The organism is Kitasatospora sp. NPDC002227 (assembly GCF_040296285.1).
Taxonomy (GTDB): Bacteria; Actinomycetota; Actinomycetes; order Streptomycetales; family Streptomycetaceae; genus Kitasatospora.
In genome coordinates this window covers 69,368-95,234 of record NZ_JBEOWY010000004.1, presented here as the reverse complement: position 1 = coordinate 95,234, position 25,867 = coordinate 69,368, and the positions used below count along the sequence as shown (strand labels likewise).

Genomic DNA, 25,867 nt, shown 5'->3' with positions numbered 1-25,867 from the left:
GACCGACCCGGACCGAAGGGGAGCACCGCATGGGTAGCAGGGGCATCAGGAAGGCCGATCACCGCCGTCGCAGGCGGGGTCAGCGCGGGCGAATAGCCCTGGGGGCGGGTCTCGCGGGGGCGCTGCTGGCCGGGGTGGTGGGCATCGGCTCGGCGGTGGAGGGCTCGGCGCCGCGTACGGTGGCCGACCCGCCGGTGGCCGGCGACGTCCTGCGGATGATCGGTGACCCGGCCGCCGCGCCGGAGCACAACGAACCGCCCACCCCCATCAAGGAAGTCCCCAAGAGCGACCCCGCCCGGGGGCTCGTCTACGCCGGCCTCACCGCCGCCGCCAAGAACGACAAGTGCGCGGGCGTCTACAAGGTGTCCTCCGCCTCGCTGTGCACCCACGGCCCCGACGTCCCGCCCAAGGGCGTGGACATCCACAAGGCCACCGCCCCGGCGGCCGCCGCCGGCCAGGCCCCCGCGCTGCCCACCCCCGACGGCAACGCCGACACCCCGACCACCGCCGACCTGGTGACCGACCAGCAGCCGGTGCTCGACGCCACCGGCGCCGGCTCCCTCGCCGAGACCGCCCAGGCCACCACCCCGCGCGCCGCCGCCCCGGCCGCCGCCGCGGGCTCGGCCGTGGTCTGCGACGGGGACGGCTCGACCGGCAACCGCGTCCAGGTGCTCTACGTGCACGCGCCCGGCCAGGACCGCTTCGGCCAGTACCAGGCCTCGTTCCAGAAGTGGGCCGCCGACGCCGACGTCATCTACGACGCGAGCGCCCAGGAGACCGGCGGGGACCGGCACATCCGCTTCGTCACCCAGCCCGACTGCTCCGCCACCGTGCTCGACGTCGAGCTGTCCTCCAGCGCGCTCGCCGAGTTCGGCGCCACCAACGACGCGCTCGCCAAGCAGGGCTTCAACCGCCGCGACCGCAAGTACATGATCTTCGCGGACGCCCAGGTCTACTGCGGCATCGGCACCTTCGCCGGGGACGAGCGGCCCACCCAGGACAACATCAGCAACTTCGGCCCCTCCTACGGCCGCACCGACAACGGCTGCTGGGGCGGCTCCACCGCCGCGCACGAGCTGGGCCACAACCTCGGCGCCGTCAACAACAGCGCGCCGAACTCCAGCAAGGCCGGCCACTGCGTCGACGAGTGGGACATCATGTGCTACTCCGACGCGCCGTACTACCCGCAGATGCAGGTCCACTGCCCGGACCGCGCCCACGACGACCGGCTGGACTGCAACCACGACGACTACTACAACACCAACCCCGCGCCGGGCAGCTACCTCACCACCCACTGGAACGTGGCCAACAACCAGTTCCTGATCGCGAGCAACGGCGGCGGCACCAACCCCACGCCGACCCCGACCCCCACCCCGACCCGCACGACCACTCCGACGCCCACCCCCACCCCGACGCGCACCCCCACGCCCACCCCGACCAGCGGCACCGGTCCGGCGGTGACCACCAGTCAGCTCACCGCCGACTCCGTGGTGGTCGGCTGGCCGCAGGTCTCCGGCGCGGCCGGGTACGAGATCCGGCTGAACGGCCGGGCGATCGGCGTGGTCCGCGCCACCGCCGTGCGGATCGTCCGCCTCCAGCCGGACACCGCGTACACCGTGGCCGTCGCCGTCAAGGACGCCGCCGGGCAGACCGGCAAGGCCGGCAAGGCCGCCGCCTTCCGCACCAAGCCCGCGGGCAACGGCCCGACCAAGCCCGGCGCTCGCTACCAGCTGCTCAACAGTCTCACCGGCCAGGCCGCCGACCTCTGGGGCAGCTCGGCCGACAACGGCACCGTGCTGATCGCCTACCAGAGCACCGGCTACGCCAACCAGCAGTGGCTGTTCGACGACGCGGGCGGCGGCTACCTGCGCCTGCGCTCGGCCCTGACCGGCAAGTGCCTCCAGGTCGGCGGCGCGCTGCTGCCCGGCCAGTACGTGGCCCAGCAGCCCTGCGGCGACGCCGCGACCCAGCAGTGGAAGCTCACCGCCTCCGGTGGCAGCTGGACGCTGGCGGCCAAGGGCTCGGATCTCGTGCTCGGCGTCAGCAAGCGCTGGTACTACGGCGGTTGGCTGCTCGAGCTCCAGCGGCCGGACGACTCCGCCGCCTACCAGCGCTGGGCCGTGCAGCCCACCTCCTGACCACCCGACCCCTCGCGTACGGCCCGGCCCCCTCGGCCGGGCCGTCGCCCGTTCCCCGAGGAGCCCCTCCCGTGCCACGCACCCACCGCCGCCCGGCCGTGCTAGCCCTGACCGCCCTCGCCCTGCTCACCGCGGCGGGCCCGGCGGCCGCCCACGGTGACTCCGTCCACCTCGCGGTCAGCAACCCCGCCGGCGGCCAGCCGCACACCGTGGCCACCTGGGAGAACGACGGCGACCCGGTCACCGAACCGCTGGCCGCCACGCTCACCGGCGTCTCCGCCGACGGCCACCACGCCGGCCCCTGGCGCCTGGTCCGCCAGGCCGACGGCAGCTACGCCACCGCCGAGGCCCTCCCGGCCGGCCACTGGCACCTCACCGTCGAGGCCAGCTTCCCGGCCCTGGGCCGCACCGAGACCGACCTGACGGTCAGCACCCAACTCACCGACCCCAGCACGGCCTTCAGCCCGACCGCGACCGCAACACCGACACCGACCACTGCGGTCACCCCGAAGGCCGTCGGCCCGACCACCGTCGCCGACGCCCCGAGGCCCACGCCGCAGCGGGGCTCCTCCGGCTGGCTGGTGCTCGCGGTCGGCGCGGTGCTCGGGGCCGCCGGGATCCTGGTCGTGCGGCGGCGCAGGCGGGGGTGAATCCCCGTCAGAACTCGTACACGGCCCCGGCGCGGGCCAGTTCGACCGGGCCGGTGAAGACCTCGCGGGCGTCCCGCAGGTTGGCCTCGGCGTCCGTCCACGGGGGGATGTGGGTCAGCACCAGGCGCCCCACCCCGGCGTCCTTGGCGTGCTCACCGGCCTGACGGCCGTTCAGGTGCACGGCCTCGATGTTCTCCCGGCCGTGGGTGTAGGCGGCCTCGCAGAGGAACAGGTCGGTGCCGCGCGCGAGTTCGACCAGCTCGGAGCAGACGCCGGTGTCACCGGAGTAGACGAAACTGCTGCCGCCGTGCTCGATCCGGAACGCGAACGCCTCCACCGGGTGGTTGACCGGGATGGCCGTCACCCGCAGCGGGCCGAGGTCGAAGCTGCCCTCGGTCAGGGTGCGGAAGTCGAAGACCTCCTTCATCCCCGGGTCCGCCGGCATGTCGTACGCCTGGGCGAGGCGCTCGGGCGTGCCCTGCGGCCCGTAGACCGGGAGCGGGTCCGGGCAGCCCTCGAAGCGGTAGTTGCGGGCGACCCAGTACGCGCACATGTCGATGCAGTGGTCCGCGTGCAGGTGGCTGAGCAGCACGGCGTCGAGGTCGTACAGCCCGCAGTACTGCTGCAGCGGGCCGAGCGCGCCGTTGCCGAGGTCGAGGACCGCCCGGTATCCGTCGGCCTCGACCAGGTAGCTGGAGCAGGGCGAGTCGACGGACGGGAAGCTCCCCGAGCACCCCACCACGGTCAGTTTCATGCCGAGCCCTTCCCGCCCCACTGGGTCATGGTCCGCGACGCGTCCGCCGCTACCGTCGGGTAGCGCGGTCTCTCTGGGAGACGAGAGTACGGGCGGAAGGGCACTTTGCCTCCGTCTCCGTGCCGTGCTGTGGCTGGAATCACCAGAACGGGGCGGGCGCTCAGCGGTGGCCGGGGCGGTTGCGGGCCCAGGTGCGGATGGTGTCGGGGTACCACCGCGGATGGCCGTTCGAGTCGGTCACGTCCGGGTCCGGCAGCAGGCCGTGGCGGCGGTAGCTGCGCACCGTCTCGGGCTGGACGTTGATGTGGCGGGCGATCTCGACGTAGGACCAGAGGTCGGTGCTGCGAGCGCTCATCGGGGGCCGCCTTCGGGGGTGAGGGTCCGATGCTGGTTCGGCTGTGGCCAGCTTTTCCGGCCCAACGAGGAGCTTTAGGGCAGAACGGACCTTGTGGATGTTCCGTGACGAAGCAGCAGCTGCGGACGGACAAATCCCGGATTGTCACGGCAGCCGATACGGTCTGCCGTACGAATTCGGACAGCGGAGGAGAGCGGGATGCACGGCGGCTGGGTCTGGGCGGCGGCAGGGCTGGTGGCGGTCGCCGCCCTGGTGGGGGCACTCCTGCGGCGGCGCACCCCGCCGGGCGGGCCGGCCGCCGGTGAGATCTGGTGGGCCCAGGTCCCGTTCGAGGACGGGCCCGGGACGAAGGACCGGCCGTGCCTGGTCCTGCGGGTCCGCGGCCGCACGGCCACGGTCGTCAAGATCACCAGCAAGCACCACGCGGAACGGCCCGGCGTCCTGCAGCTCCCGCCCGGCGCGGTCGGCGACCGCCAGGGCCGCACCAGCTACCTGGAGACCGACGAACTCCGCAGCGTCCCCGTCCGCGACTTCCGCCGCAAGGTCGGCCCGGTGGACGCCCGGACCTGGTCACGGGTCCGCACCCTCTAGGCTCACGCGCCAGTTGCAGCACTCAGGGGCGCGAGGAACTGCGCGGGATCGGAAGGATTCGGCCTGTCGCCTTCCGCCTCGCGCCGGTCCTCGCACCCCCGAGCGGATAGTGCAACTGGCCCGCCGTTCGCCCGCACAGCAAAGGGTTCAGGCCCAGAGCTGGCCCTGGAGGGCCTCGACCGCGGCTTCGGTCGTCTCGGCCGTGTAGATGCCGGTGGACAGGTACTTCCAGCCGCCGTCCGCGACGACGAAGACGATGTCGGCCCGCTCGCCCGCGGCGGCGGCCTTGCGGCCGGAGCCGATGGCGGCGTGCAGGATGGCGCCGGTGGAGACGCCCGCGAAGATGCCCTCCTGCTGGAGCAGTTCGCGGGTGCGGCGGACTGCGTCGGCGGAGCCGACGGAGAAGCGGGTGGTGAGGACCTCGGCGTCGTAGAGCTCCGGGACGAAGCCCTCGTCCAGGTTCCGCAGGCCGTAGACCAGGTCGTCGTACCGCGGCTCGGCGGCGACGATCTTCACGCCCGGGACCTTCTCCCGCAGGAAGCGGCCGACGCCCATCAGGGTGCCGGTGGTGCCCAGGCCCGCCACGAAGTGGGTGACGGTCGGGAGGTCGGCCAGGATCTCGGGGCCGGTGGTCGTGTAGTGGGCGCCCGCGTTGTCGGGGTTGCCGTACTGGTAGAGCATCACCCAGTCGGGGTGCTCGGCGGCGATCTCCTTGGCGATCCGCACGGCGGTGTTGGAGCCGCCGGCCGCCGGGGAGGGGATGATCTCGGCGCCCCACATCCGCAGGAGTTCGCGCCGCTCCTCGGAGGTGTTCTCCGGCATCACGCAGACCATCCGGTAGCCCTTGAGCTTGGCGGCCATCGCCAGCGAGATGCCGGTGTTGCCGCTGGTGGGCTCCAGGATGGTGCAGCCGGGCGTGAGCAGCCCGGCGGCCTCGGCCCGCTCGATCATGTGCAGGGCCGGGCGGTCCTTGATCGAGCCGGTGGGGTTGCGGTCCTCGAGCTTGGCCCAGAGGCTGACCCGCCCCTCCTCGTTGCCGGGGATCGCGGCGGAGAGCCGCGGCAGCCGTACGAGCGGGGTGTTGCCGACGGCTTCGAGCGGACTGTCGTAACGCATGGGAGTCTCCGGCGAGGGCGAGGGCTTGAGCCTGGGGCGGCGGACAGCGGTCCGGGGCGGCCCTGGCGGGAGCCGCCCCGGAAGTCACAACGAGCGACTACCTCAGCGGGAGCCGCCGGCCACGGCCGGGAGGATGGTGACGCTGTCACCGTCGGCGAGGGCGGTGGTGACGCCGCTGAGGAAGCGGACGTCCTCGTCGTTCAGGTAGACGTTGACGAAGCGGCGCAGCTCGCCGCCGTCCAGCAGGCGGGCGGCGATGCCGGGGTGGCGGGCGTCGAGGTCGGCGAAGAGCTCCTCAAGGTTGCTGCCGCTGCCCTCGACGGCCTTGGCGCCGTCGGTGTAGGTGCGGAGGATCGTGGGGATGCGGACCTCGATGGCCATGGCTGCGCTCCTGTGGAGTGGGTCGGACGGCCGCTCGGGCGCGGCTCGGAAGACGTAAGGGGTGCCCTGGTGCGTGCGGGCGGGTGCGGCGGGTGGCGCCGGGGAAGTCAGCGGGCGTCTGCCGTACCGGGACAGATGGAGCTGGCGAGCCGGCACAGGTCGACGTGCAGGCGCGCCACGAGGCGGGTGCCTGGGGCCTGAATGCTCACATCGACGGAACGCATGCGCTCATCGTATAGATTCCCGCCCCCGCTCCGACATCCGCGTCTCGGGATGCGGATGTATCCGTCTCGCATTTCGTCACACCGCCCCTCCCGGCTTGCCCGGGGCGGCACGGCGACGGGCCCGCCGCCCCGCCCGGAGGGGGTGCGACGGGCCCGAGGCGGGAGGTGCGGGCTCAGGCGGCGTACTCCTCGACCACCTCGACGTCTTCCTCCGTGATCACGCCGTCCACGATGCGGAACGACCGGAACTGGTACGGGCTGTCCGGATCGGTGCCCTCGGCGGTGGAGACCAGCACGTAGTGGGCGAACGGCTCGGAGGCGTAGCTGACGTCGGTGCGCGAGGGGTAGGCCTCGGTGGCGGTGTGCGAGTGGTAGACGATCACCGGCTCCTCGTCCCGGTCGTCCATCTCGCGGTAGAGCTTCAGCAGGTCACCGGAGTCGAACTCGTAGAAGGTGGGCGAGCGGGCGGCGTTGAGCATCGGGACGAACCGCTCGGGGCGGCCGGAGCCGGCCGGGCCGGCGACCACACCGCAGGCCTCGTCCGGGTGGTCGGCCCGGGCGTGGGCGAGGATGGCGTCGCGCAGTTCTCGGGTGATGGTCAGCATGCGGGCCAGGATAGCCACCCGCCCCGCGCCGTCTCACTCCTCGGGACCACTGTTCGGGATCACTGCCTGGGATCCTGCTCCGGATCACTGCTCGGACTTCGGCACGTGCAGGTGGTCGTGGGCCGTCCCGTGCACGGCCTCCGGCCGCCGCCGCTTGAGCACCTGGTAGCCGATCACCAGCAGGGCGGCCCAGACCGGGAAGACGTAGAGCGAGATCCGGTTGTCGGAGTCGAAACCGATCAGCACCACCACCAGGCCGAGGAAGGCCAGTGCGAGCAGGCCCGTCCAGCTGCCGCCGGGGGCCTTGAAGCTCGGCGGCGGCAGGTGGCCGCCGCGCCAGGCCGTCCGGTAGCGGTACTGGGAGAGCAGGATGACGCCCCAGGTCCAGATGCCGCAGACGGTGGCCACCGAGGTGATGTACTCGAAGGCCTTGCCGGGGGCGACGGCGTTGAGCAGCACGCCCAGGCCCATCAGCAGGGCGGAGGCGGTGATCGCCAGCGCCGGGCTGCGGTGGCCGTTGAGCCGGGTGACGGCGGAGGGGGCCTGGCCGCGCAGGGCGAGGTCGCGCAGCATCCGGCCGGTGGAGTACATACCGGAGTTGCAGGAGGAGAGCGCGGCGGTGAGCACCACGAAGTTGATGATCCCGGCCCCGGCCGGGATGCCGATCTTCCCGAAGGCGGCCACGAAGGGGCTGACCCCGGGCTGGAACTCCGTCCACGGGACGAGCGAGAGGATCACGGTGAGCGCGCCGATGTAGAAGAGCACGATCCGCAACGGCAGGGTGTTGATGGCCCGCGGCAGGGTCTTCTCCGGGTTCTCGCTCTCGCCGGCGGTGACGCCGACCAGTTCGACGCCCAGGTAGGCGAACATGACGATCTGCAGGGTCAGCAGGGTCGCGTGCACGCCCTTGGGGAAGAAGCCGCCGTCCTGCCAGAGGTGGGTGAGTGACGCGGTGTCACCGGCCTTGCTGAAGCCGAAGACCAGCACCCCGATGCCGATCAGGATCATCGCGACGATCGCGGTGACCTTGACCATCGAGAACCAGAACTCGATCTCGCCGAACAGGCTCACCGAGATCAGGTTGGCGCCGTAGAGGATCACCAGGAAGACCAGCGCGCTCAGCCACTGCGGGATGCCGGGCGCCCAGTACCTGACGTAGACGGCCGCCGCGGTGGTCTCGGCCATGCCGGTGACCACCCAGAACAGCCAGTACGTCCAGCCCGTGACGTACCCGGCGAAGGGGCCGAGGAACTCGCGGGCGTACTCGGCGAAGCTGCCCGAGACCGGGCGGTAGGTGAGCAGCTCGCCGAGCGCCCGCATGATCACGAAGATCACCACGCCGGCGATCGCGTAACTGAGGATCAGGCTGGGCCCGGCTTTGGAGATCGCGGTGCCCGCGCCGAGGAAGAGGCCGGTGCCGATCGCCCCGCCGATGGCGATCATCTGGATCTGGCGGCTGTTCAGGCCGCGCTCGTACCCCTCGTCGTCGGGGGTGGGGTCGACGACCTCGTCGTACGGGGGCACTGCCATGACCGACCGTCCTTGCTACGGGGAGTAAGGAAGTCGTACCACGTGGTGACGCCGGGTCGGGGTCGAGGCGCGCGGCCGTTCAGGAGGTGATCGCCTCGAGGAGGGACTCCTGCATGGCGCCGAGCCAGAGGTAGAGCATCACCATGGGCTTGCGCTCGTCCTCGTCGGGCAGCGAGTAGAGGCCTTCGTCGTCGTCCTCGGTGACTTCGAGACGGCTGCCGAGGGTGAGCCGCAGGTCGTTGACGGCGCCGAGCCAGCGCGGGCAGTCGGCGGCCTCCACCTTCAGTTCGCCGCCCTGGCCGCCGAGGCCGTCGATGGCACGGACCACGTGCAGCGCGTCCTCGCGCTTGCGGGCCCGCAGGTCGAGCTCGGTGTAGCGGCGGAACTCCGAGGCGGCGGCGGTGGTCTCGAGGTCGGCCGGCTCGCCGGGGGCGCCGTAGGCGTCGGGGAAGAGGCGGTGCAGGGCGGGGTCGGCGGGCGGCGCGGTGGGGCCCTCCGCGAACAGCGCGGCCAGCGGGTCGTCGCTGTCCTCCCCCGGGCCGGGGCCGATCAGCTCCAGCATCTGCACCTCGAGGGAGCGGAGGATGGAGGCCTCCACCTCGTCCAGCGCGATCGCGGCGCTGCCGTCGCCGGTGGTCTCGAACAACCCAGCCATGAGTATTGAGTCAGCCTGTCTTCGTCGGTGTTTTCGCCGGTATGAGGGGGAGTCAGTCGTGCTGGAGGGTGGCCCACAGTCCGTAGCCGTGCATCGCCTGCACGTCCCGCTCCATCTCCTCGCGGGAGCCGCTGGAGACGACGGCGCGGCCCTTGCCGTGCACCTCCATCATCAGCTGGCGGGCCTTCTCCTTCGGGTAGCCGAAGTAGGCCTGGAACACGTACTGCACGTAGCTCATCAGGTTGACCGGGTCGTTGTGGACGATGGTCACCCAGGGTGTGTCCGGCTCCAGTGACGGCAGACCCTCGACCTCCGGGCGCTCGATCTCCACGGGCGCGACACTCACGGCAGACACTCCTCGCTGCGCCGCCGTCGGTACGGGCGGCTCACTGGGGCACACGGATTCCGCCTCTCACTCTTCCATCCGAGCGACCTCGGAGCGAATCCGCCCCAGAGAAATCGTCAAACTGACGCTAAGTGGTAGTAGCATCATCTCCATGGACGCGATCACCGCGCGCCGGTCCACGGCGCTGCTCACCGACCGTTACGAGCTCACCATGCTGCAGGCCGCGCTGCGCAGCGGCGCCGCGCACCGCTGCTCGGTCTTCGAGGTGTTCACCCGGCGCCTGCCGAACGGCCGCCGCTACGGCGTGCTGGCCGGTACCGGCCGGCTGCTGGACGCGGTCGAGGACTTCCGCTTCACCAGCCCCCAACTGGACTGGCTGAGCGACCAGAACGTGGTGGACGAGCAGACCCTGCGCTTCCTCGCCGACTACCGCTTCACCGGCGACATCCACGGCTACCCCGAGGGCGAGGCCTACTTCCCCGGCTCCCCCGTGCTCACCGTGGAGGGCAGCTTCGCCGAGGCGGTCATCCTGGAGACGCTGATCCTCTCCATCCTCAACTACGACTCCGCCATTGCGGCCGCCGCCTCGCGGATGACCAGCGCCGCCGGGGAGCGCCCCTGCATCGAGATGGGCGCCCGCCGGGCCCACGAGAGCGCGGCCGTGGCCGCCGCCCGGGCCGCCTACCTGGCCGGCTTCACCGCCACCTCCGACCTTGAAGCCGGCTTCACCCACGGCATCCCGACCACCGGCACGGCCGCGCACGCCTTCACCCTGCTGCACGACAGCGAGCGGGACGCCTTCACCGCCCAGGTCGAGTCGATGGGCCGGGGCACCACCCTGCTGGTGGACACCTACGACCTCGCCGAGGCCGTGCGTACCGCCGTCGAGGTGGCCGGGCCCACGCTCGGCGCGGTGCGGATCGACTCCGGCGACCTGACCCTGCTCGCCCACCGGGTGCGCCGCCAGCTCGACCTGCTCGGCGCCGAGAAGACCCGGATCATCGTCACCTCCGACCTCGACGAGTACGCCATCGCCGCGCTCGCCGCAGCTCCCGTGGACGGCTACGGCGTCGGCACCAGCCTGGTCACCGGCAGCGGTCACCCGACCTGCGCGATGGTCTACAAGCTGGTCGCCCGGGCCGCCACGCCCGGCGGTCCGCTCGAGCCGGTGGCCAAGCGCTCGGCCGGGGGCAAGAGCAGCGTCGGCGGCCGCAAGTGGGCGGCCCGGCCGCTGGACGAGGAGGGCGTGGCCACGGCCGAGGTGGTCGGCACCGGCGAACTGCCCGCCGAACTCGCCCCGCACCTGCTCCAGGTACCGCTGGTGCTCGGCGGCGAGGTGGTCGGGCGTGAGCCGCTGACCGCCGCCCGTGAGCGCCACCGGCGCAGCCGGGCCGCGCTGCCGCTGTCGGCCACCCAGCTCTCCAAGGGCGAGCCGGTGCTGGCCACCGAACTCCGATTCGACTGAGACGGGCCGGGCCGCTGCGCCAAGCCTTCCGCCTACGCGCGTCACTGCCTACAGTGGCCCCACACCTCCACCAAGTCATCCCACCGAGATCACCAGGGAAGCACCCCATGCACCGGGCACTCATCGTCGTCGACGTGCAGAACGACTTCTGCGAGGGCGGCAGCCTGGCCGTCGCCGGGGGCGCCGAGGTGGCGGCCGCGATCACCGACCTGATCTCCGTCGCCGGGCCCGCCGCCGGCTATGCCCACATCCTCGCCACCCGGGACCACCACATCGATCCGGGCGACCACTTCTCGGCCGACCCGGACTTCGTCCGCTCCTGGCCCCGGCACTGCGTGGCCGGCACCGAAGGCGTCGGCTTCCACCCGAACTTCGCCCCTGCGGTGATCTCCGGCGCGATCGAGGCGGTCTTCGACAAGGGCGCCCACTCGGCCGCGTACAGCGGGTTCGAGGGCTTCGACGAGCACGGCGGCGCACTGGCCGACTGGCTGCGCGAGCGGGGCGTCACCCACGTCGACGTGGTCGGGATCGCCACCGACCACTGCGTCAAGGCCACCGCCCTGGACGCGGCCCGGGAGGGCTTCACCACCCGGGTGCTGCTCGACCTCACGGCCGGGGTCGCCGCCCCCACCACCGAGACGGCACTGGCCGAACTGGCCGCCGCCGGGGTCGAGTTGACCGGCACTCCGGTCGTCCGCGGCTGAACTGCTCAGCCTTCCTGGAGGCCCTCCCCGAGCAGCAGCTCGACCACGTCCTCGCCGCCGGCGCGGAACGCCTCGCGCAGCTCGCCGCCGACCGCGTCCGGATCGGCGGCGACGCGCTGCCCGGACACGTACACCACCCGGATGCCCAGGTACTCCATCCGGTGCTGGCCCGCCCGCACCCAGGCCGCCTCGCCCTCGCTGACGCAGCGCAGCTCGGAGTCCACCTCCACCGCCACCCCGGCCTGCGGCCAGTAGAGGTCCGGCACGGCGATGTAGGTGCCACCGCGCATCCGCAACTCGGGGGCGGTCAGCGGCACCGGCAGCAGCCACTCGTCGACCAGCTCGCCGATCCGCGTCAGCACCGACTCCCGCTCGGCGGCCAGCAGTTCGTCCAGCGCGGCGCGCACCCGCTCCTCGGTGAGCAGCCCGGCCTCGCCCAGCTCTGCCACCAACTCGGCGACCGTGCAGCCGTGTTCGCCCCGGCCGACGGCCTCGCCGAGCAGCGCGCGGATCAACGCGGGCGGCACCAGGCCGAGTTCGAAGGCCCCCTCGGCTGCCCACTCGCGCAGCGCGTCCGCCACCGCCCGGGCGACGGGGGCGCAGGCCAGCCCGTGCACCGAACGGGCCTCCAGTGCCCGGCCGGTGCGGCGGATGCGCACCTCCCCGGCGTCCTTGAGCCGGCGCTGCCGGGGCACCAGCACGTCCACCTCGGTCACGGCCGGCAGCCGGGGCACCGAGGTGAAGCCGTACAGCGCCAGTGCGGCCGTCCCGGTGATCACCGCCCCCTCCCGGCGGCCCTGCTCGCAGCCGTCCTGCGCGGCGTAGAGCAGCGCGGCCCACATCCGCTGCTCCGGGGTCGGCTCGCCCTCCTGGAGCAGGTACACCCGGGGCAGCAGCCGCTGCCAGGGGCCGCCCCGGCGGCAGTGCTCGGTGACCAGCCGGGCGGGCACGCCGCGGGCGCGCAACTGGCTGGCGGTGACGACGTTCTGCTGGCGGCGGGCCAGCTCCTGGAGGGACGGGGCGGGGCTGGGGATCTGGTAGCTCATGCGGACACCCTCCCCAAGACGGCCTCCTCGGGACCCACGACCTGACGCACCGTTACCCAACCGTCGCGAAACCGGGACTGCCCCGCACTAAAGTCCCCATACCCTCACCCATTCGGCTTAAGGGATGTTCAGCCAGTTGCCGGATTCGATCGCAGTTGGCCTGTACCATCCGATTTTCCGCATTTCATCTGTGCCACAGGAGGGGACACCGGCACGGCCGTGAGCTGCGGGATCTGACCGAGGGTGACGAGTGCCATACCGAGAAGTACCGTTTGGTAGTCACAGCAGCCCCTCCGGATTGCCTACCATCGGCTCATGTCACGTGACGACTCCACCGGCCTGCGTGCCGCCCAACTGCGCCTCGGCCGCCTGCCCGGCTACGTCCGCCAGCCGGACCTGGCCCGCCGCAACGGCGAGGACGGCCACACGTACAAGAAGGGGTGGGAGGTCCGCTTCACGGCGCGCAACGAGCAGGAGATAGCGGAGATCCGCGAGGTGGTGCTCGCCGCGGGCTTCGTGCCGGCCCGGCCGTTCTTCAAGGGCCACCAGCTGATCCAGCCGGTCTACGGGATCGCCGCCGTACAGGCCTACCTGGCCGCACGGGAGGCCGCCGAGGAGCTGGCCGTCCGCCGCGGCCCGCGCGCCGCCGTCCCCGAGCAGCCGGGCCCCGACCGGGCCGCTGCCGCCCCCGCCGCCGCGGCCGCCGCCGGCGTGGCCGCCGCGGCCGCCGCCCGGGCCGCCCGGAGCGCCACGGAGGAGCCGGTCAGCGCGCCGCCAGGTGGTCGTACGTCCTGAAGGTGCGGAGCGCGTCGCAGCTCATCGGGTCGCGGTGGCGGCCGGAAGGCCGAGCAGGCCGCCGGGTCCACCCCGGCCGGCGCAGGCGGGCAGGCGGGCGAGGGAGGTCACGGTGATCTTGTCCATGGCCCGAGCCTCCCGCCCCGGACCGCCCCGCAGCCATCGGTGGCGCCCCGGAGCCACCCCCGACCCTTCCCTGGAACACCCCTGGGGCCCGGCAGCTGACGGATAGTCACATAGCGTCTCAATCGCACCCCTTGCCCGCACTTCGACACGACATTGTCACTCAAAGCATCCGGCCAAGGCCCTAGAGTAAGCGGTACAAGCGACCACCCCGCCGTCGAGAGACCAGATCGCGAGGCCGATGTGACCAGCCGTCATATCCCGCCCGCCGGCCGGGACGGCACCCCGCGCGAGCCGCAATCCCCCACCCTGTCACTGGAGTTCATGGCCTTCCGCGAGCTCCACCTGCCGCGCTACCTCAGCTACGCGCGGGTCTGGTTCCGCGAGCCCGGCCGGGCCGCCGAGGCCGTCGAGCACGCCTTCCGCAGGCTGGCCGCCGTCTGGCCGGAGATCCTGGGCAGCTCCAACCCCACGGCCGCCGCCTGGCAGATCGTCCGCAGCACCGTGACCGAGCGGACCACACAGGCCACCGGCGCCCCGTGCGCCACCGGCGCCGACGAGGATCTGGCCATCCTCCACTACGTGGTCGGCCTCGCCACCCCGGAGATCGCCGACGTGGTCGGCGCCGACACCGCCAGCGTGGCCAGCCAGCTGCGGCACGCCCTGCGCGCCGACACCGCCGAGTGGTGACCGCCGTCACCCGGCCGGGCCCTTCTGCCCCGCCGCCGATCGGCGAATGATGATCACCAGTCGCAAGTAACTGGGGGCCCCGCATGTCACGCGAGCACACCGTCGCCATGATCGAACGCCAGGCACAGGCCTGCGCCGAACTGGGCTCGCCCCTCTACGCCGCCCTGCTGCACCGCGCCGCCGCCGACGTCACCGCCGGCGGCCCCTGCGCCACCGCCCTCGCCGGGTACGAGAACGCCCCGGGGCCGGACGCCGTCGCGCTGCGCCTGCTCGGGGCCGTGCACTCCCTGGTGCTCACCGGCCGCGCCCCCGAACTGGCCGCCCACTACCCGAGCGCGGGCGGGGCGTACGACCCCGACCGGATCGAGCAGGCCTGGGCCGCCTTCCGGGCCACCGTCGCCGCCGAACTGCCCTGGGTCCGGGACTGGCTGACCAGGCCCCCGCAGACCAACGAGACCGGCCGGGCCAACCTGCTGGTCACCGGCCTGCTGCACACCCTGCGGGCCACCGGCCCGCTGCCGGTCCGCCTCTTCGAGCTGGGCGCAAGCGCCGGGCTCAACCAGCTCGCCGACCGCTTCCGGGTGAGCGCCCCGGGCCTGGACCTCGGCCCCGCCGACTCCCCCGTCCTGCTCGACGGCGCCTGGCGCCCGGCCCCGCCCGCCTGGCTCACCGGCCCGCAGCCCGCCCTGCACCTCGCCGAACGGCACGGCTGCGACCTCACCCCGATCGACCCGCTCTCCCCCGAGGGCGCGCTCGCCCTGCGCAGCTACGTCTGGGCCGACCAGCCCGCCCGCACCGCCCGCCTCGCCGGCGCCCTCGAGCTCGCCGCGAAGCACTCCCCCGAGGTCCGCCCGGTCGGCGCGGCCGAGTTCCTGGCCGGGGTGCGGACGGCCGAGGGCTCCCTCACCGTGGTCTGGCACTCCGTCATGCGCCAGTACGTACCGAAGCCCGAATGGGCTCGGGTCGAGGCCGAACTGAGCCGGCTCGCCGAGGCGAGCACCCCCACCGCCCCGTTCGCCGTGGTCTCCTTCGAGCCCGTCCGGGTCGGCGCCGAGCACCGCTTCCTGCTCACCACCCGCCTGGGCAGCGCCCCGGCCCAGCACCTCGCCGAGGCCGCCCCGCACGGACTGCCCGCCTGGGAGTTCCAGGTCAGAGCCTGACCCCGGTGACGTCGTAGACGTGGTGCACCGGGTCGTGGACCAGGTAGCGGGCGAAGGACGCGACGGTGAACCGGGCACCGTCGCTGCGGTCCCCCGTCCGCTGCCACTGCCCGCCCGTGACCCCGTCCAGCGCGGCCGTCAACTCCGCTGCCGCCTCGGCCAGTTCGACGGCCACCACAGCCGGGTCCTGCTCCTGGTAGCGGTCGGCGACGGCCGTCTCGTCCTGGTCCCAGTTGGCGAACAGCGGACCGTCCTGGGTGAGCATCAGGCCGAGCCGCAGGCCGAACAGCCGGAACACGTCCCGCACGTGGCAGGCGTACTCCAGCGGCGACCACACCTGCGGGCCCGGGCGGCGCCGCAGCTCCGCCTCCGCCGTGCCGGTGAGCAGCTCGACCCAGTACGCGGCGTTCGCCCGCAGCATGCCCGCGACGGCCGTCGGGGCCACCGCCGGGGTGTCCAGGCCGCAGTCGGCGCAGGGGCGCTCCAGGACCCAGGTCCAGTCCTTGGTGTCAGGTGTGATCATGCACCCCAGCTTGGCGGCTGCCGCGGGCCAGCTACCAGGGCCTGCGCCGCCAGCCGGCACCAAGATGCTGCCAATCACCGACCGTAGGGCTGGGGCCGGCCGGCCCCAGCCCCGGAGCCGGTCAGCCCCCGTTGCCCTGCACGGCGCAGAGAGCGTTCACCGTGGCCGGAGTCCCGCCGAGGTTCAGGAGCTGCGACACCACTCCCCGGCAGACCGCCGCCTCCTTCTCGTTCTTCGGCCCGTCAGCGGCCGCGGGCCCCGCCCCCAGCCCCGCAGCAGCCGTCAGCACCACAGCAAGCACGACCAACCTCTTCATCACGGCAGAGACCTCCACAGACAGCAGACAGTCGACGGACGAACCATCCCTACCGGAAAGCCCCCGCTCCGCTCACGCAATGTCCGCCATTCGTAGGCGCGTCACCGGAGCGACCGCTCACCGGCCGTCAGTTCGACCAGAACGGGTCGTCGTACTTGGGGATGACGTCGGGGTTGCCGTTGGACATGGTGGGCACCGGCGTGGGCGTGCCGAAGGGATCGTGGTCACGGATCACCGGGATGGGGCTCACCCCGACCCCGAAGGTGATGTTGCCTGCGGCTCCGATGGTCATATCGACACTGGAACCGTCGGCGGTGGACGCATACATGGTCAGTTGGTTCGGATTCACCGAGGTGATCCTGTAGCCCTTGGCCTTCCAACTGCGTTCGACCATGTCCATCAGAAATCCGTACTTGGCGCTCGCGACCTTGGTCATGACGTGTCGCTCACGGGAGGCGGTCGCGAAGCCCTTCGAGCGATCGGTGAGGCCGGAGGTCTGCTCGTCCGCTCGAGGCCAGTCGTCCCAGTACCGAAGCGGTGGCTTGATGCCGGACATCAAGTCGTCGAGCAGCGCGTTCATCTTCGTCACCGCTTGATCCGGGGGCATGAGTGCCCTCTTGGGGTGGCTCGCGCCAGTGAGAGAACAAGCGCTCAGGGCGAGCATCAGGGTGCAGGTCGCGGCGCCGAGCCGCCGCACGGTCCAGCCCAGTTGGGTCATCGCTGCACCTGCCCCGTCACCCGGTTGTAGTTGCCCGTCACAATCTGCCCGATGTTGATGACAGATTCCTGCGTACCGGTGTCACCCCTGGGTTTCTCCATGTAATTGGAGTGGGACTCGAAGGACAGTGACGGCCCGTCGGCGACCTTGAACCGGTTGGCGCCGAATTCCTGACTCGCCGGGTCGGTACCGAAGTAGATCTGATTACCGCCCCCGCCCACGTCGTAGATCCGGCCGCCGAGGGGACCGCCGAGGCCGTTGGCTGCCAGCGCGCCCTTCGACGGGAGGTGGCTCACTGGGTCGTTCTCCGCATCGCCGACCCAGACGTGCCCACGGCCGACATTGAGCTGGGAGGCATTGTCGGCCCCGGTGCCAGGACTACCGACCAAGATGATGTCGTCAGCGCCGGTACCGCCAGGCCGCTGCGCCGCGAGGCCCACGGTGGTCGAGCCGTAGCTGTGACCAAGCGCGGTGATGTGTGCGGGCGGACCATCGTGGGTGGCTCTCAGACCACTTAGGAACTGGTCGTAGGATGCGGCGCCGCGCTCGGCGCGGTCGGTGCTCATCACATCGGCCGTTCGGAGGTCCCCATCGGCGAGCTGGTCGATTCCCGGCGGCGGGTCGTAGCCGAGCCAGACGATCGAAGCGGTCGCACTGCGCCCGTCGGCCCTATTCGCCGCATCCCAGACGTTGAAGGCTCGGTCGGCGTCCTTGCCTCCGACCGAGGACAGGGTCGTGCCCAGGCCCGGGACATAGGCGCAGACGTTCTGTGCGGTGTCCGGGTTCCCCCAGGAGAGAATGCCGCGTCCCTGGCCCTCATCGCTGACACCGAGCAGGAGCGGGAGTGGCTGCTTGCCGGCGTTGTCGTTCAGCTTCTTCTGAATCGCGCAGAAGCCGTCGAGCTTGGTCCTGTCGTCATCCGACAGGTTCGGCTTGTTCCGGTACTGGTCGATCAGCCGGGGTAGCACGATCCGGTTCGCCTGGTCGCGGGCGGCGGAGGGTATGCCGTCCCGGTTGCCCAGCAGATCCGGGTGACTTCGAATCAAGCGCTGCTGCTCGTCCGGGGTGAGCGACTTCCACCAGGCGCTCACGGCGGCCGGGGACGCGTCGGACTTGGGCATGGCCTTCAGCAGGGAGTCCAGCGGGCTTCCGGCGGGGTTCAGCCGGTCCATGGTCGCCGACTGGAGGTTGAGGCCGCTGCCGTTGCGTGCGTTGGCCGTGTAGTGGCGCAGCCTGTCGGCGGTCTCGCGGTCGGCGGCGCCGGCGTCGGTGAGCGCGGCGGATATCCGGTCGGAGATGTCGCGCTGCTGGGCCTCGACGGAGCTTCTGGCGTCGGGGTCGTGGCGGTCCGCACCGGTCAGCGGGGGTGCGGTGACGACACCGCACTCGTTCACGCTGATGCCCGCCGCTTGGCCGTCGGCCAGGGCCTGACGGAGCTTGGACTGAGCCAGCAACAGGGCGTCGGCGCCGCCCCGGAGTATCTCGCCGATCATGTCGAGCTCGACCTGGGCGGCCTGCAGCTTGCTGGTCGTCAGGTACAACGACCGCCCGGCGGCATCGCCCGCGTCACCGGTCCAGCCGGACTCGCGGACGCGGCCGTCGACACCGCTGCTCCAGGCGCCGGCGTGGCCGCTGAATGCCTTGCTCAGCCGGTCGTAGGCGTCGGCGGTGTTGTACATCGAGGTGAAATCAGTGTCCCGGAGCATCAGGATATCCACGGCCGTCAGCCCCTTGCCGATGCCATGGTCCGGGCAGCCGCGTCGGAGTCGGCGACTTGGTAGGCCCGCGCGCTCTGGACGAGGTTCCGGCCGCTCCGATCCATCTCGGCCGACAGGTCCGTGAGCAAGGTCCGCCAGGCCTCCGTGCACTCGTTCAGTGCCGTACCGGTCTGGCAGCCCCGAAGTACGCCCACCGTCTGATCCGACGGCCCGAGGACACCCCGCAGCTCGTCCAACACCTGCCCGGCGAGGCCCCCTGCTGTCTGTCCGGCGGCCTGCAGTTCGTCCGGATGTACGCGGAAGCCTGCGCTTCCTCCCTGAACAGGCATGGCTGATCCTCCCCCAGAGCCTTCTCGTGCGCCCTCGAACTGTAGCGGACAGTGCCGACACACGCTCGAATGGTGACCGGATTCGGTCCGCCAGAGCTGGCAGCGGCGCCACCCTCAGGGGGAGCGGTCAACGCTGGTACGGGTTCCCCCCGGCGGGCGGCTCCCCCTGCGGCGGGTACTGGCCGGGAGGGGTGGGGTATTGGCCCGGCTGGCCCTGGTACGGGCCGGGCTGGGCGGAGTACTGGCCCGGCTGCCCCGTGTACTGACCGGGGTACTGCGGCGCCCCCGGGACCACCGGCGCGGCCGCCGCAGGCTGCGCGGTCCGGCGCGAGCGCCGCATCACCAGCACACCCCCGACCACGGCCAGCACCACGACGGCACCCCCGGCCCCGATCAAGTGCCAAGGCAGCCCGCCACCACCGCCGCTCCCGCCGGCAGCGACCGGCGCGGCGCCCGCAGTGCTCTGGGCACCGGCCGACGGCGAGGCCGCCGCCCCACTGTCGGGGGCACCCTGCGACTCGGGTCGGGAGGCCAGCGGGTTCTCCTTCGGCCCCTGGTCGACGGCGGGGTTGGCCGCCAGCGCCTTCGACGGCGAGGCGATGCCGTAGCCGTACTTCGGGTCCGGGAGGGCGGTGACACCCTGCGGCGCCTTGGCGGTCTTGATCATCCGGTTGATGACCTGACCCGCCGACAGCTGCGGGTACTTGGAGCGGATCAGCGCCGCGATGGCGGAGACGTAGGCGGTGGAGGCGGAGGTGCCGGTGCCGTTGCCGTAGCTGGAGTCGGACTTGTTGCTGGCCCCGTAGACCCCGACCCCGGGGGCGACCAGGGTGGTCTCGGGGCCGGAGTTGGACTTGTTCCAGATGGTGCCCGACTGGTCGACGGCACCAACCGCGACGACGCCCGGAAAGGCAGCGGGATAGGAGACCGGGGCCTGGTGGTCACCCTGGTTGCCCGTGGCCGCGACCAGGACCACGTCCTTCGAGGCCGCGTACCGCACGGCGGCCCTTGCGTCCGGATTCGTCCGCAACCCCGAACTACCCATCGACATGCTGATCACCTGGGCGTGGTGGTCAACGGCGTACCGGATGGCATCCGCCAGCTTGGTCTCGCCCCCAGACGCGATGTTCCCGTCATCGTCCAAGGCCACCCGGACCGGCAGGATCTTCGCCTTCGGGGCCAGACCAATGATGCCCGCCTGGTCGCCGTGACCGTGGGCGGCAATCATGCTCGCCATCTCGGTGCCGTGGCCCAGGCGGTCAGTCCTGCCGTCGGTGTTCTCGCCGGAGAAGTCCGCCCCGGCCAGCACCTGCCCGGTCAGGTCCTGGTGGCTCGCCTGCACACCAGTGTCGATCACCGCGACCGTGACACCCTCGCCCTGGCTGATCGGCCAGACCAATTCCGCCGCGTTGTACTTGGAGATCGCCCACTGGCCCTGGCGGATGCTGTCGGCCGCCGCCGGACCGGCTGCCAAGCCCCAGGTCAGTGCGCCAGCAGCAAGTACCGCCAGGCCGCGCACGGGTCGACTGGTCGTCAAGCCTGGTCACCCCATCAGTCGAAGGAAGGTGTCCCGTGAGCCCGGCCCACGGGACATCCGTTCAGGTCCAGCCACCCTACGGGCGGATGGTCATTCCACCACGTTCGGATTGGCCTGCTGTCCCGACATCCAGGTCTCTTCATCCTCTACGAGGTAGTCAGGCCGCTTCTTGGCGTCCTTCTTCTTGTCCTTCTTCTTGTCCTGCGAGCCGCCCGGCATACCGCCGTGGCCCTGTCCTTGGCCCTGGCCCGCGCCGACCTGGCCACGGCCACGGCCGAGGCCCGAACCGCCCTGGGTGAAGCTGCCCCGCCCGGCGCCGCCACGGCCAGCTTCGCCAGCAGCACCACCAGCCCGCTTGGCACCGCCCAGGCCTGCGCCGCGCTCCTCCTCGCCGAGGCCACCGGCCCCGAACGCACCGGACCGGCCCGCGGAACCGGACAGGCCGCCCCGGCCGCCCAGCGCTCCGCCGCCGCCACGGCCGTCGCTTCCGAAGACGCCGCCACCGAACTTGCCGGTGCCGGAGCCGGGCCCCTCACCCATGCCGAAGCCGCCCTGGCCACCGCCGGTCTCGACGCTGCCGAAGCCACCCGGCCCGGTGCCGGTCGGCTTGCTGCCGACCACCACACCGTCGATACCGGTGCCCGCGCCGGGACCACCGCCGATCCCGCCACCTCCTGGCGGCCTCGGCATCGGGTTTGCGGTTCCACCCTTGATGCCGGGGTCAGTCGGCGGCTGGCCGTTACGCGGCGGGAGCGGTGCCTTCTGCGAGCCGCCGTTGGCCATCCGCAGATCGGTGGAGGACGAACGCGCGGTGAATCCGCCGTTGCCGCCGATCAGGCCCATCCCGCCGCCCATGATCAACGCACTGATCGCGGAGGCTCCAGACGGATCGTCAGGTGGCGGGATGTCCTCGACCTTTTCGAAGCCACCTCCGACAGGCGGCTTCAACACCTGCGACGCCGTCCGGTACTTCGTAGCCAGCGTCTCCATCACCGCAACGGCCTTCGCCTTGCGCTCGTCCGTGATGGTGGTGCGGGTGTTCTCGTTGTCGATGCCCACCGCCGACTGCGCGGTGTCTCCCACGGCGTCGCCGACCTTGTCCAGGAAGCTGGGCTCCTCGGGCATGTCCCGCTTCGCCTGGTCGATCGCCTCGGACATCATCTGCATCGTGATGGCCGCGTCATTCGCGTAGGCGGAGACGTTGTTGACCGCGTTGGCGAGCTTGGTCATCTTCGAGTAGAAGGCGTCGGACGTACTGCCCTCCCACGCGGAGGTGGCGTCACCGGAAGCACTCTGCAGAGTGGTGCGGATCGACTTGAGGGTGTCCGCGGCCCGCCGCCAGGGGTCGCCGGCCGACATGACCCCGCCCGAGTCCATGCTGTGGACCATCTTGCGCAGGTCGCCGTGGCTGTAGCTGTCGAAGTTCGTGAAGTCGCTCATGCCGCGCTCACCAGGTCTCGTGCGGGTCGACGCCGCCGGTCGGGGTACCCGGTGTGGGGTCCTTGGGCGTGGGGACGGTGCCGGTCACCGGCGTCCTCCGGTTGGCCACGGTGTAGGTGGCCGGGGTGGCCTGGGGTGAGCCCACCGACCAGCCGTCCGAGGCCACCTTCAGGTGCCGGGAGGTCTCGTGCTCCTGCTCCTCGTAGTTGGCCGCCGTGAGGTCGGCCTTCTGCTGCGCCTCGTCGATCGCGTCGTGCAGCGCGAAGAGGACGTCCCGCAGGCCGTCCCGCATCGCCTCGTACTTGTCGTGCAGCGCCTGCGCCTCGGCGAAGGTGCCGAAGGCGCTGCGCCCCACCCCGCTCTGGTTGTGCGCCTTGCCCCCGTCGGCGTGCTCCTGGAACTCCTCCAGGAGTTTGCGCACCTGGCCCGCGAACGTCCGCAGACCGTCCACCTCAACGCGGTACCCGGCACCCGGGCCGCCGCTCGACCCGCTCCCCGTACTCACGACCTCGCGCCCCCGTACTCGTCGTCTACGTACTGTTGTCTTCCTGCCCCGGCCCTGCCAGGCCCTGCCGGAGAACTCCAACTCACATGTCTAACACATGCCCGGTGTTGGGCAGAATGCACCCGCCACAAGCCGTCAAGGAGCGCCGGCCCCGAGCGCCTCGGCGAGGGCCCGGCGGCAGAGCGAATCGGCCCGCCGGGTGGACTCGGGGAGCCGGTAGTCGGCGGCCAGGGCCAGCGTGGTGGCGACAGCCTCGGGCAGGCCGATCCGGTGGCCGACCGAGACGAAGACCGGCTTGACGCCCGCCCTGGTCCGCACCGCCCGACCGACCTCCTCGCCGCTCTCCCCGTCCACCAGCGGTGCCCAGGCGCCGCGCCCGGGGCCGGGCTGCTCATAGCTGAAGGTGAACGGGGTCTTGGCCACGCCCATGGTCCGCAGGCCCGTCAGGACGCCGAGGTGGCTGGCCAGTCCGAGCCGGCGCGGGTGGGCCAGGCCGTAGCCGTCGCAGACCACCAGGTCGGGCTCGCGGCTCAGCGCGCCGAGCGCGTCCAGCACGGTCGGCAGCTCCCGGAAGGCCAGCAGGCCCGGCACGTACGGGAAGCTGATCCGCCCGGCGGCCGTCCGCTCCTCGACCACCTGCCGGGTGCCGAGCTCGAGCAGCACGGCGGCGGCCACCACCACGTCCCGCTCGTCGTCGTAGGCGACGTCCACCCCGGCCACCAGCGCACCCGCCGCCGGGGCGGGGCCGGCCGGATCGACGAGGGTACGCAGCCGCTGCTGCTCGGCGAGTGCCTGCGCCTCGGTCGTGGGCCAGTTGTCCGGTGCGGTCAAGGCTCCCCCAAGCTCGGTGTGCGTTCGGTCCGCCCCCACCGTACCGACCGTCAGGGGCCCGTCCGCACCACGGTCGTGAGCCTGTGCGCCCCCTGTGCCCCGGCACGGCTGGGTTAGGGTGTACTTACCGACCCGCCACCCTGGGTAGACCTCCGGTACGACATCCGTGTCCGGTACGAGCGCACCCCGGCCGACGAACGCCACCGGCCTCCCCGGCGCCCGGCCCGGCCTCGTGCGAAGGACGGACCGCCATGCCGCGCCCCACCATCGCCCAGCTGCTCACCGGCACCCTCACCGTCGTCGCCACCACGGTGGCGCTGCTGGCCGTCTCGGGCGCGACGGGGGTGTTCGAGATCGCCGTCCTGGTCACCTTCGCGGTCGTACTCGGCACCCTGGCCGTCGCGCTCCAGCAGGCCGCCACCCGGGGCCGCCCGCACCGCACCCCACCCGCGGCACCGGCCTCGACGCCGCCCGTCCCGGAGTACGCGCGGCGCTGAGCGGGCCGTCACCGCGCTACTGCGTGGAGACCACCACGGTCTTCGCGGCCTTGTCGTGGATGCACTGGCGGTACGGCTTGTCGAAGACACCGAACAGGCCGTCCACCAGCCACCACAGCGCCCAGCAGCACAGCAGCGCGGGCGCCACGAACACGGCCGCCCTGGTCCAGGCCGCGGCGGCCGTCGGCGAGCTGCCGTCGACCAGCATCGCGACCCGTACGTGCATGACCTTCTTGCCCAGGGTCTGGCCGTCCCGGCTGAGCATCAGGCCCTCGTAGACCACGTAGAGCGCGTAGCCGAGCCAGACCGCGCCGACCACGCCGTTCTCGTGCGCCAGGCTGACGAACGGGAGCACCACCAGCGCGGCGACCACCTGCACCATCACGTAGTCGATCAGCCGCGCCACGATCCGGTTCAGCCAGGGGCCGAGCGGCGGCATCCCCGGCACCGGGCCGCCCGCACCGGCCTGGTACGGCGAGCCGTGCGGGGGCGGCGGCGCACCGTAACCACCGGACGCACCGTAACCACCGGGCGGGGCACCGTACGGGGATCCGTAGCCTCCCGGGGCGTCGTACGGACCCCCGGCGGGCGGGGGTGGCGGCGGGGGCGGCTGCTTCTCGAAGGAGGGCTTACCGCCCCCTTCCGGCTCGTTGCCTGACGGGTCATAGGTGCTCATGGATCGAGTAGAACATCACCAGTAGTACAGGTCTGGGATATATCGTCCGGTTTGGGGAGTGCACTGACCCGTGGTCAGACGCGCACCACCCGGGTGCCCGCCGCCCGGTCCTGCCAGCCCCGCCGCCGGGGGCGGTCGGTGAGCGGCCAGAAGACGCCGACCAGCAGCGCGGCCGAGACCTGGCCGACCAGCCAGCGGGCCACCGAGCTCCCCAGGGCCGGGGGCTCGGCGCCCTCCGCGCCCACCACCCGGACACCGACGAGCCGCTTCCCGAAGGTCTGGCCGGTCCGCGCGGTCGGCAGTACCTCGTACACCACGCCGACCAGCAGCAGCACGCCGAGCAGCACCCCGACCTTGCCCAGCACCACCGGGTCGACCAGCCAGACCTGGACCTGACGGCCCGTGGCCTCCGCCGTCAGCTTGGCCCGGTCCAGCTTCCCCTGCACGTGGTCGACCGCCGAGGAGACCAGCGGCACCGCGGCCCCGAGACCGACCACGGCCAGCACCGCCGTGTCCACCAGCCGCGCGGCCAGCCGCCGCCCCAGCCCGGCCACCACCGGCGCCGCACCCCGCCCGGGCGCCGCCCGCACCGCACCCACCGCCCGCCGCGCGGCCGGCACCACGGCGGCGGCCGGCCGCACCTCCACGGGAGCCACGGGAGCCACCGGAGCGACCGGCGCCGCCGGAGCCACCTCAGCAGCCTCAGCCGCAGCTGGCACGGCCGGAACAACCGGAACAGCCGCCGCCCGCACCACCACCTCGGCACCCCCGGCCGCGGGCGCGGCGGCCTCCGCCGCCGCGGCGGGCGGCGCCGGGGAGTCCGCCCGCGGCCCGGGGACGGGCGCGGTCGCGGGCTCCGGCGTGCCCCAGGAGACCCAGCGCGGCTCGTCCGCGGCCTCGAGCAGGCCGCGCTGCGCGCGCGGGTCGGCCTGCCAGCCGCCCGGGCGGTGCTCCTCGACGGCCTTGAAGGTGAAGGAGCGCCCGGCCGAGGTCTGGTCGAAGTAGACCGGGCCGGTGTCGCCCGCCACGGCCGACCGGGCCACGGCGTCCGCCTCGCTCGCGGGCGCGGGCACCGGTACGGCCGCCGGGGCCGGCACCACGGGTGGCGGCATGTACCGCGCGGCGACCGGCGGCGCGGTGGGCCGGGCGGCGAACTTCGGCGGCACCAGCACCTCCCCCTCGGCCGGTGCGGGCCGGCTGGTGCCGGGCACCCAGGCGGTGCCGCCCCAGTACCGGACGAAGCCGGGCACCGACGGGTCGGGGTAGTAGCCCGGCGTCGGGCCGGCGGCCGTGGACGTGTCGCCGTCGGCCGGCCGTTCCGTCATCTTGCGTCTCCTGGTTTCCACACAGCCCGCCCAGCGGTGGCCACAGAGACCGGGGCGGACAGTCGCGAGGCAGTCACAAAGGGTAGTGCCTTCACGCCACAGCGGGTGCCAGATCGGCAATCAC

The 25,867-nt window shown here is 72.4% G+C and carries 29 protein-coding genes; 9 read left to right on the top strand and 20 right to left on the bottom strand.

The window, feature by feature from the left end; genetic code table 11:
• The first annotated feature begins 29 nt into the window (after positions 1–29).
• Positions 30–2,138 (top strand): RICIN domain-containing protein, encoded by a 2,109-nt coding sequence (locus ABT095_RS05395; protein ID WP_350527945.1) that lies wholly within the window; start codon positions 30–32, stop codon positions 2,136–2,138.
• Between the two features lie 71 nt (positions 2,139–2,209).
• Positions 2,210–2,788 (top strand): hypothetical protein, encoded by a 579-nt coding sequence (locus ABT095_RS05390; protein ID WP_350527944.1) that lies wholly within the window; start codon positions 2,210–2,212, stop codon positions 2,786–2,788.
• Between the two features lie 7 nt (positions 2,789–2,795).
• Here ABT095_RS05390 and ABT095_RS05385 read toward each other — a convergent pair whose 3' ends face one another.
• Positions 2,796–3,542 (bottom strand): MBL fold metallo-hydrolase, encoded by a 747-nt coding sequence (locus tag ABT095_RS05385; protein ID WP_350527943.1) that lies wholly within the window; start codon positions 3,540–3,542, stop codon positions 2,796–2,798.
• A gap of 160 nt (positions 3,543–3,702) precedes the next feature.
• Positions 3,703–3,897, bottom strand: a complete 195-nt coding sequence (locus ABT095_RS05380) for a MerR family transcriptional regulator (protein WP_350527942.1) — start codon at positions 3,895–3,897, stop codon at positions 3,703–3,705.
• Positions 3,898–4,095: 198 nt separating this feature from the next.
• Between ABT095_RS05380 and ABT095_RS05375 the strand changes: the two genes are divergently transcribed.
• Positions 4,096–4,488: a type II toxin-antitoxin system PemK/MazF family toxin gene (locus ABT095_RS05375; RefSeq protein ID WP_350527941.1), complete on the top strand. Its 393-nt coding sequence runs from the start codon at positions 4,096–4,098 to the stop codon at positions 4,486–4,488.
• A gap of 147 nt (positions 4,489–4,635) precedes the next feature.
• On the opposite strand, the gene ABT095_RS05370 is transcribed toward ABT095_RS05375, so the two are convergent.
• The 7 genes from ABT095_RS05370 to clpS form a co-directional block, all read right to left on the bottom strand.
• Entirely contained in the window at positions 4,636–5,604 is a 969-nt protein-coding gene (locus tag ABT095_RS05370; protein WP_350527940.1) for a PLP-dependent cysteine synthase family protein, read from the bottom strand.
• A gap of 102 nt (positions 5,605–5,706) precedes the next feature.
• Positions 5,707–5,985 (bottom strand): MoaD/ThiS family protein, encoded by a 279-nt coding sequence (locus ABT095_RS05365; RefSeq protein WP_350527939.1) that lies wholly within the window; start codon positions 5,983–5,985, stop codon positions 5,707–5,709.
• Positions 5,986–6,092: 107 nt separating this feature from the next.
• Positions 6,093–6,209, bottom strand: coding sequence for a putative leader peptide (locus tag ABT095_RS05360; protein ID WP_350527938.1), 117 nt, complete (start codon positions 6,207–6,209; stop codon positions 6,093–6,095).
• Positions 6,210–6,382: 173 nt separating this feature from the next.
• Positions 6,383–6,814, bottom strand: a complete 432-nt coding sequence (locus ABT095_RS05355; protein ID WP_350527937.1) for a M67 family metallopeptidase — start codon at positions 6,812–6,814, stop codon at positions 6,383–6,385.
• An 84-nt stretch (positions 6,815–6,898) separates the two neighbouring features.
• Complete coding sequence (locus tag ABT095_RS05350) at positions 6,899–8,344, bottom strand: amino acid permease (RefSeq protein ID WP_350527936.1); 1,446 nt, start codon at positions 8,342–8,344, stop codon at positions 6,899–6,901.
• Positions 8,345–8,423: 79 nt separating this feature from the next.
• Entirely contained in the window at positions 8,424–8,999 is a 576-nt protein-coding gene (locus ABT095_RS05345; protein ID WP_350527935.1) for a DUF2017 domain-containing protein, read from the bottom strand.
• Positions 9,000–9,051: 52 nt separating this feature from the next.
• Positions 9,052–9,345: an ATP-dependent Clp protease adapter ClpS gene (gene clpS, locus ABT095_RS05340; protein WP_350527934.1), complete on the bottom strand. Its 294-nt coding sequence runs from the start codon at positions 9,343–9,345 to the stop codon at positions 9,052–9,054.
• Between the two features lie 151 nt (positions 9,346–9,496).
• Here clpS and ABT095_RS05335 point away from each other — a divergent pair, with 151 nt between their 5' ends.
• The gene (locus ABT095_RS05335; RefSeq protein WP_350527933.1) at positions 9,497–10,810 is read left to right on the top strand and encodes a nicotinate phosphoribosyltransferase; all 1,314 of its coding nucleotides are present in this window, start codon (positions 9,497–9,499) and stop codon (positions 10,808–10,810) included.
• A 107-nt stretch (positions 10,811–10,917) separates the two neighbouring features.
• Entirely contained in the window at positions 10,918–11,514 is a 597-nt protein-coding gene (locus ABT095_RS05330; protein ID WP_350527932.1) for an isochorismatase family protein, read from the top strand.
• Positions 11,515–11,519: 5 nt separating this feature from the next.
• Here ABT095_RS05330 and ABT095_RS05325 read toward each other — a convergent pair whose 3' ends face one another.
• Positions 11,520–12,560: a type IV toxin-antitoxin system AbiEi family antitoxin domain-containing protein gene (locus ABT095_RS05325; protein ID WP_350527931.1), complete on the bottom strand. Its 1,041-nt coding sequence runs from the start codon at positions 12,558–12,560 to the stop codon at positions 11,520–11,522.
• Between the two features lie 315 nt (positions 12,561–12,875).
• Here ABT095_RS05325 and ABT095_RS05320 point away from each other — a divergent pair, with 315 nt between their 5' ends.
• The 3 genes from ABT095_RS05320 (at position 12,876) to ABT095_RS05310 (ending at position 15,328) form a co-directional block, all read left to right on the top strand.
• On the top strand, positions 12,876–13,355 hold the full coding sequence (locus ABT095_RS05320) for a hypothetical protein (protein WP_350527930.1): 480 nt from the start codon (positions 12,876–12,878) through the stop codon (positions 13,353–13,355).
• Between the two features lie 366 nt (positions 13,356–13,721).
• Positions 13,722–14,168, top strand: a complete 447-nt coding sequence (locus ABT095_RS05315) for a hypothetical protein (RefSeq protein WP_350527929.1) — start codon at positions 13,722–13,724, stop codon at positions 14,166–14,168.
• 83 nt (positions 14,169–14,251) lie between these two features.
• On the top strand, positions 14,252–15,328 hold the full coding sequence (locus ABT095_RS05310) for a DUF2332 domain-containing protein (protein ID WP_350527928.1): 1,077 nt from the start codon (positions 14,252–14,254) through the stop codon (positions 15,326–15,328).
• On the opposite strand, the gene ABT095_RS05305 is transcribed toward ABT095_RS05310, so the two are convergent.
• The 8 genes from ABT095_RS05305 to ABT095_RS05265 all read right to left on the bottom strand — a co-directional run bounded on the left by ABT095_RS05305 (position 15,318) and on the right by ABT095_RS05265 (position 23,245).
• Positions 15,318–15,851: a DinB family protein gene (locus ABT095_RS05305; RefSeq protein WP_350527927.1), complete on the bottom strand. Its 534-nt coding sequence runs from the start codon at positions 15,849–15,851 to the stop codon at positions 15,318–15,320. The genes ABT095_RS05310 and ABT095_RS05305 overlap by 11 nt on opposite strands.
• Before the next feature lie 121 nt (positions 15,852–15,972).
• A complete protein-coding gene (locus ABT095_RS05300; protein WP_350527926.1) occupies positions 15,973–16,170 on the bottom strand; it encodes a hypothetical protein in 198 nt (65 codons plus the stop codon).
• Between the two features lie 124 nt (positions 16,171–16,294).
• Complete coding sequence (locus ABT095_RS05295) at positions 16,295–16,885, bottom strand: hypothetical protein (protein WP_350527925.1); 591 nt, start codon at positions 16,883–16,885, stop codon at positions 16,295–16,297.
• Positions 16,882–18,603, bottom strand: coding sequence for an alpha/beta hydrolase (locus ABT095_RS05290; protein WP_350527924.1), 1,722 nt, complete (start codon positions 18,601–18,603; stop codon positions 16,882–16,884). Before ABT095_RS05290 ends, ABT095_RS05295 begins: the two co-directional genes overlap by 4 nt.
• A 456-nt stretch (positions 18,604–19,059) precedes the next feature.
• Positions 19,060–20,469, bottom strand: a complete 1,410-nt coding sequence (gene mycP, locus ABT095_RS05280; RefSeq protein WP_350527922.1) for a type VII secretion-associated serine protease mycosin — start codon at positions 20,467–20,469, stop codon at positions 19,060–19,062.
• A 90-nt stretch (positions 20,470–20,559) separates the two neighbouring features.
• Positions 20,560–21,846: a WXG100 family type VII secretion target gene (locus tag ABT095_RS05275; protein ID WP_502884823.1), complete on the bottom strand. Its 1,287-nt coding sequence runs from the start codon at positions 21,844–21,846 to the stop codon at positions 20,560–20,562.
• Between the two features lie 70 nt (positions 21,847–21,916).
• Positions 21,917–22,414: a DUF2563 family protein gene (locus ABT095_RS05270; RefSeq protein ID WP_350527920.1), complete on the bottom strand. Its 498-nt coding sequence runs from the start codon at positions 22,412–22,414 to the stop codon at positions 21,917–21,919.
• A gap of 135 nt (positions 22,415–22,549) precedes the next feature.
• Positions 22,550–23,245 carry an endonuclease V gene (locus ABT095_RS05265; RefSeq protein ID WP_350527919.1) on the bottom strand — a complete coding sequence of 232 codons (696 nt, stop codon included), beginning with the start codon at positions 23,243–23,245 and terminating at the stop codon, positions 22,550–22,552.
• Between the two features lie 251 nt (positions 23,246–23,496).
• On the opposite strand from ABT095_RS05265, the gene ABT095_RS05260 reads away from it, so the two are divergent.
• Positions 23,497–23,742 (top strand): hypothetical protein, encoded by a 246-nt coding sequence (locus ABT095_RS05260; RefSeq protein ID WP_350527918.1) that lies wholly within the window; start codon positions 23,497–23,499, stop codon positions 23,740–23,742.
• Between the two features lie 16 nt (positions 23,743–23,758).
• Here ABT095_RS05260 and ABT095_RS05255 read toward each other — a convergent pair whose 3' ends face one another.
• Both ABT095_RS05255 and ABT095_RS05250 read right to left on the bottom strand, forming a co-directional pair.
• Positions 23,759–24,418: an RDD family protein gene (locus tag ABT095_RS05255; protein WP_350527917.1), complete on the bottom strand. Its 660-nt coding sequence runs from the start codon at positions 24,416–24,418 to the stop codon at positions 23,759–23,761.
• Positions 24,419–24,492: 74 nt separating this feature from the next.
• The gene (locus tag ABT095_RS05250; RefSeq protein WP_350527916.1) at positions 24,493–25,743 is read right to left on the bottom strand and encodes an RDD family protein; all 1,251 of its coding nucleotides are present in this window, start codon (positions 25,741–25,743) and stop codon (positions 24,493–24,495) included.
• Positions 25,744–25,867: the final 124 nt, after the last annotated feature.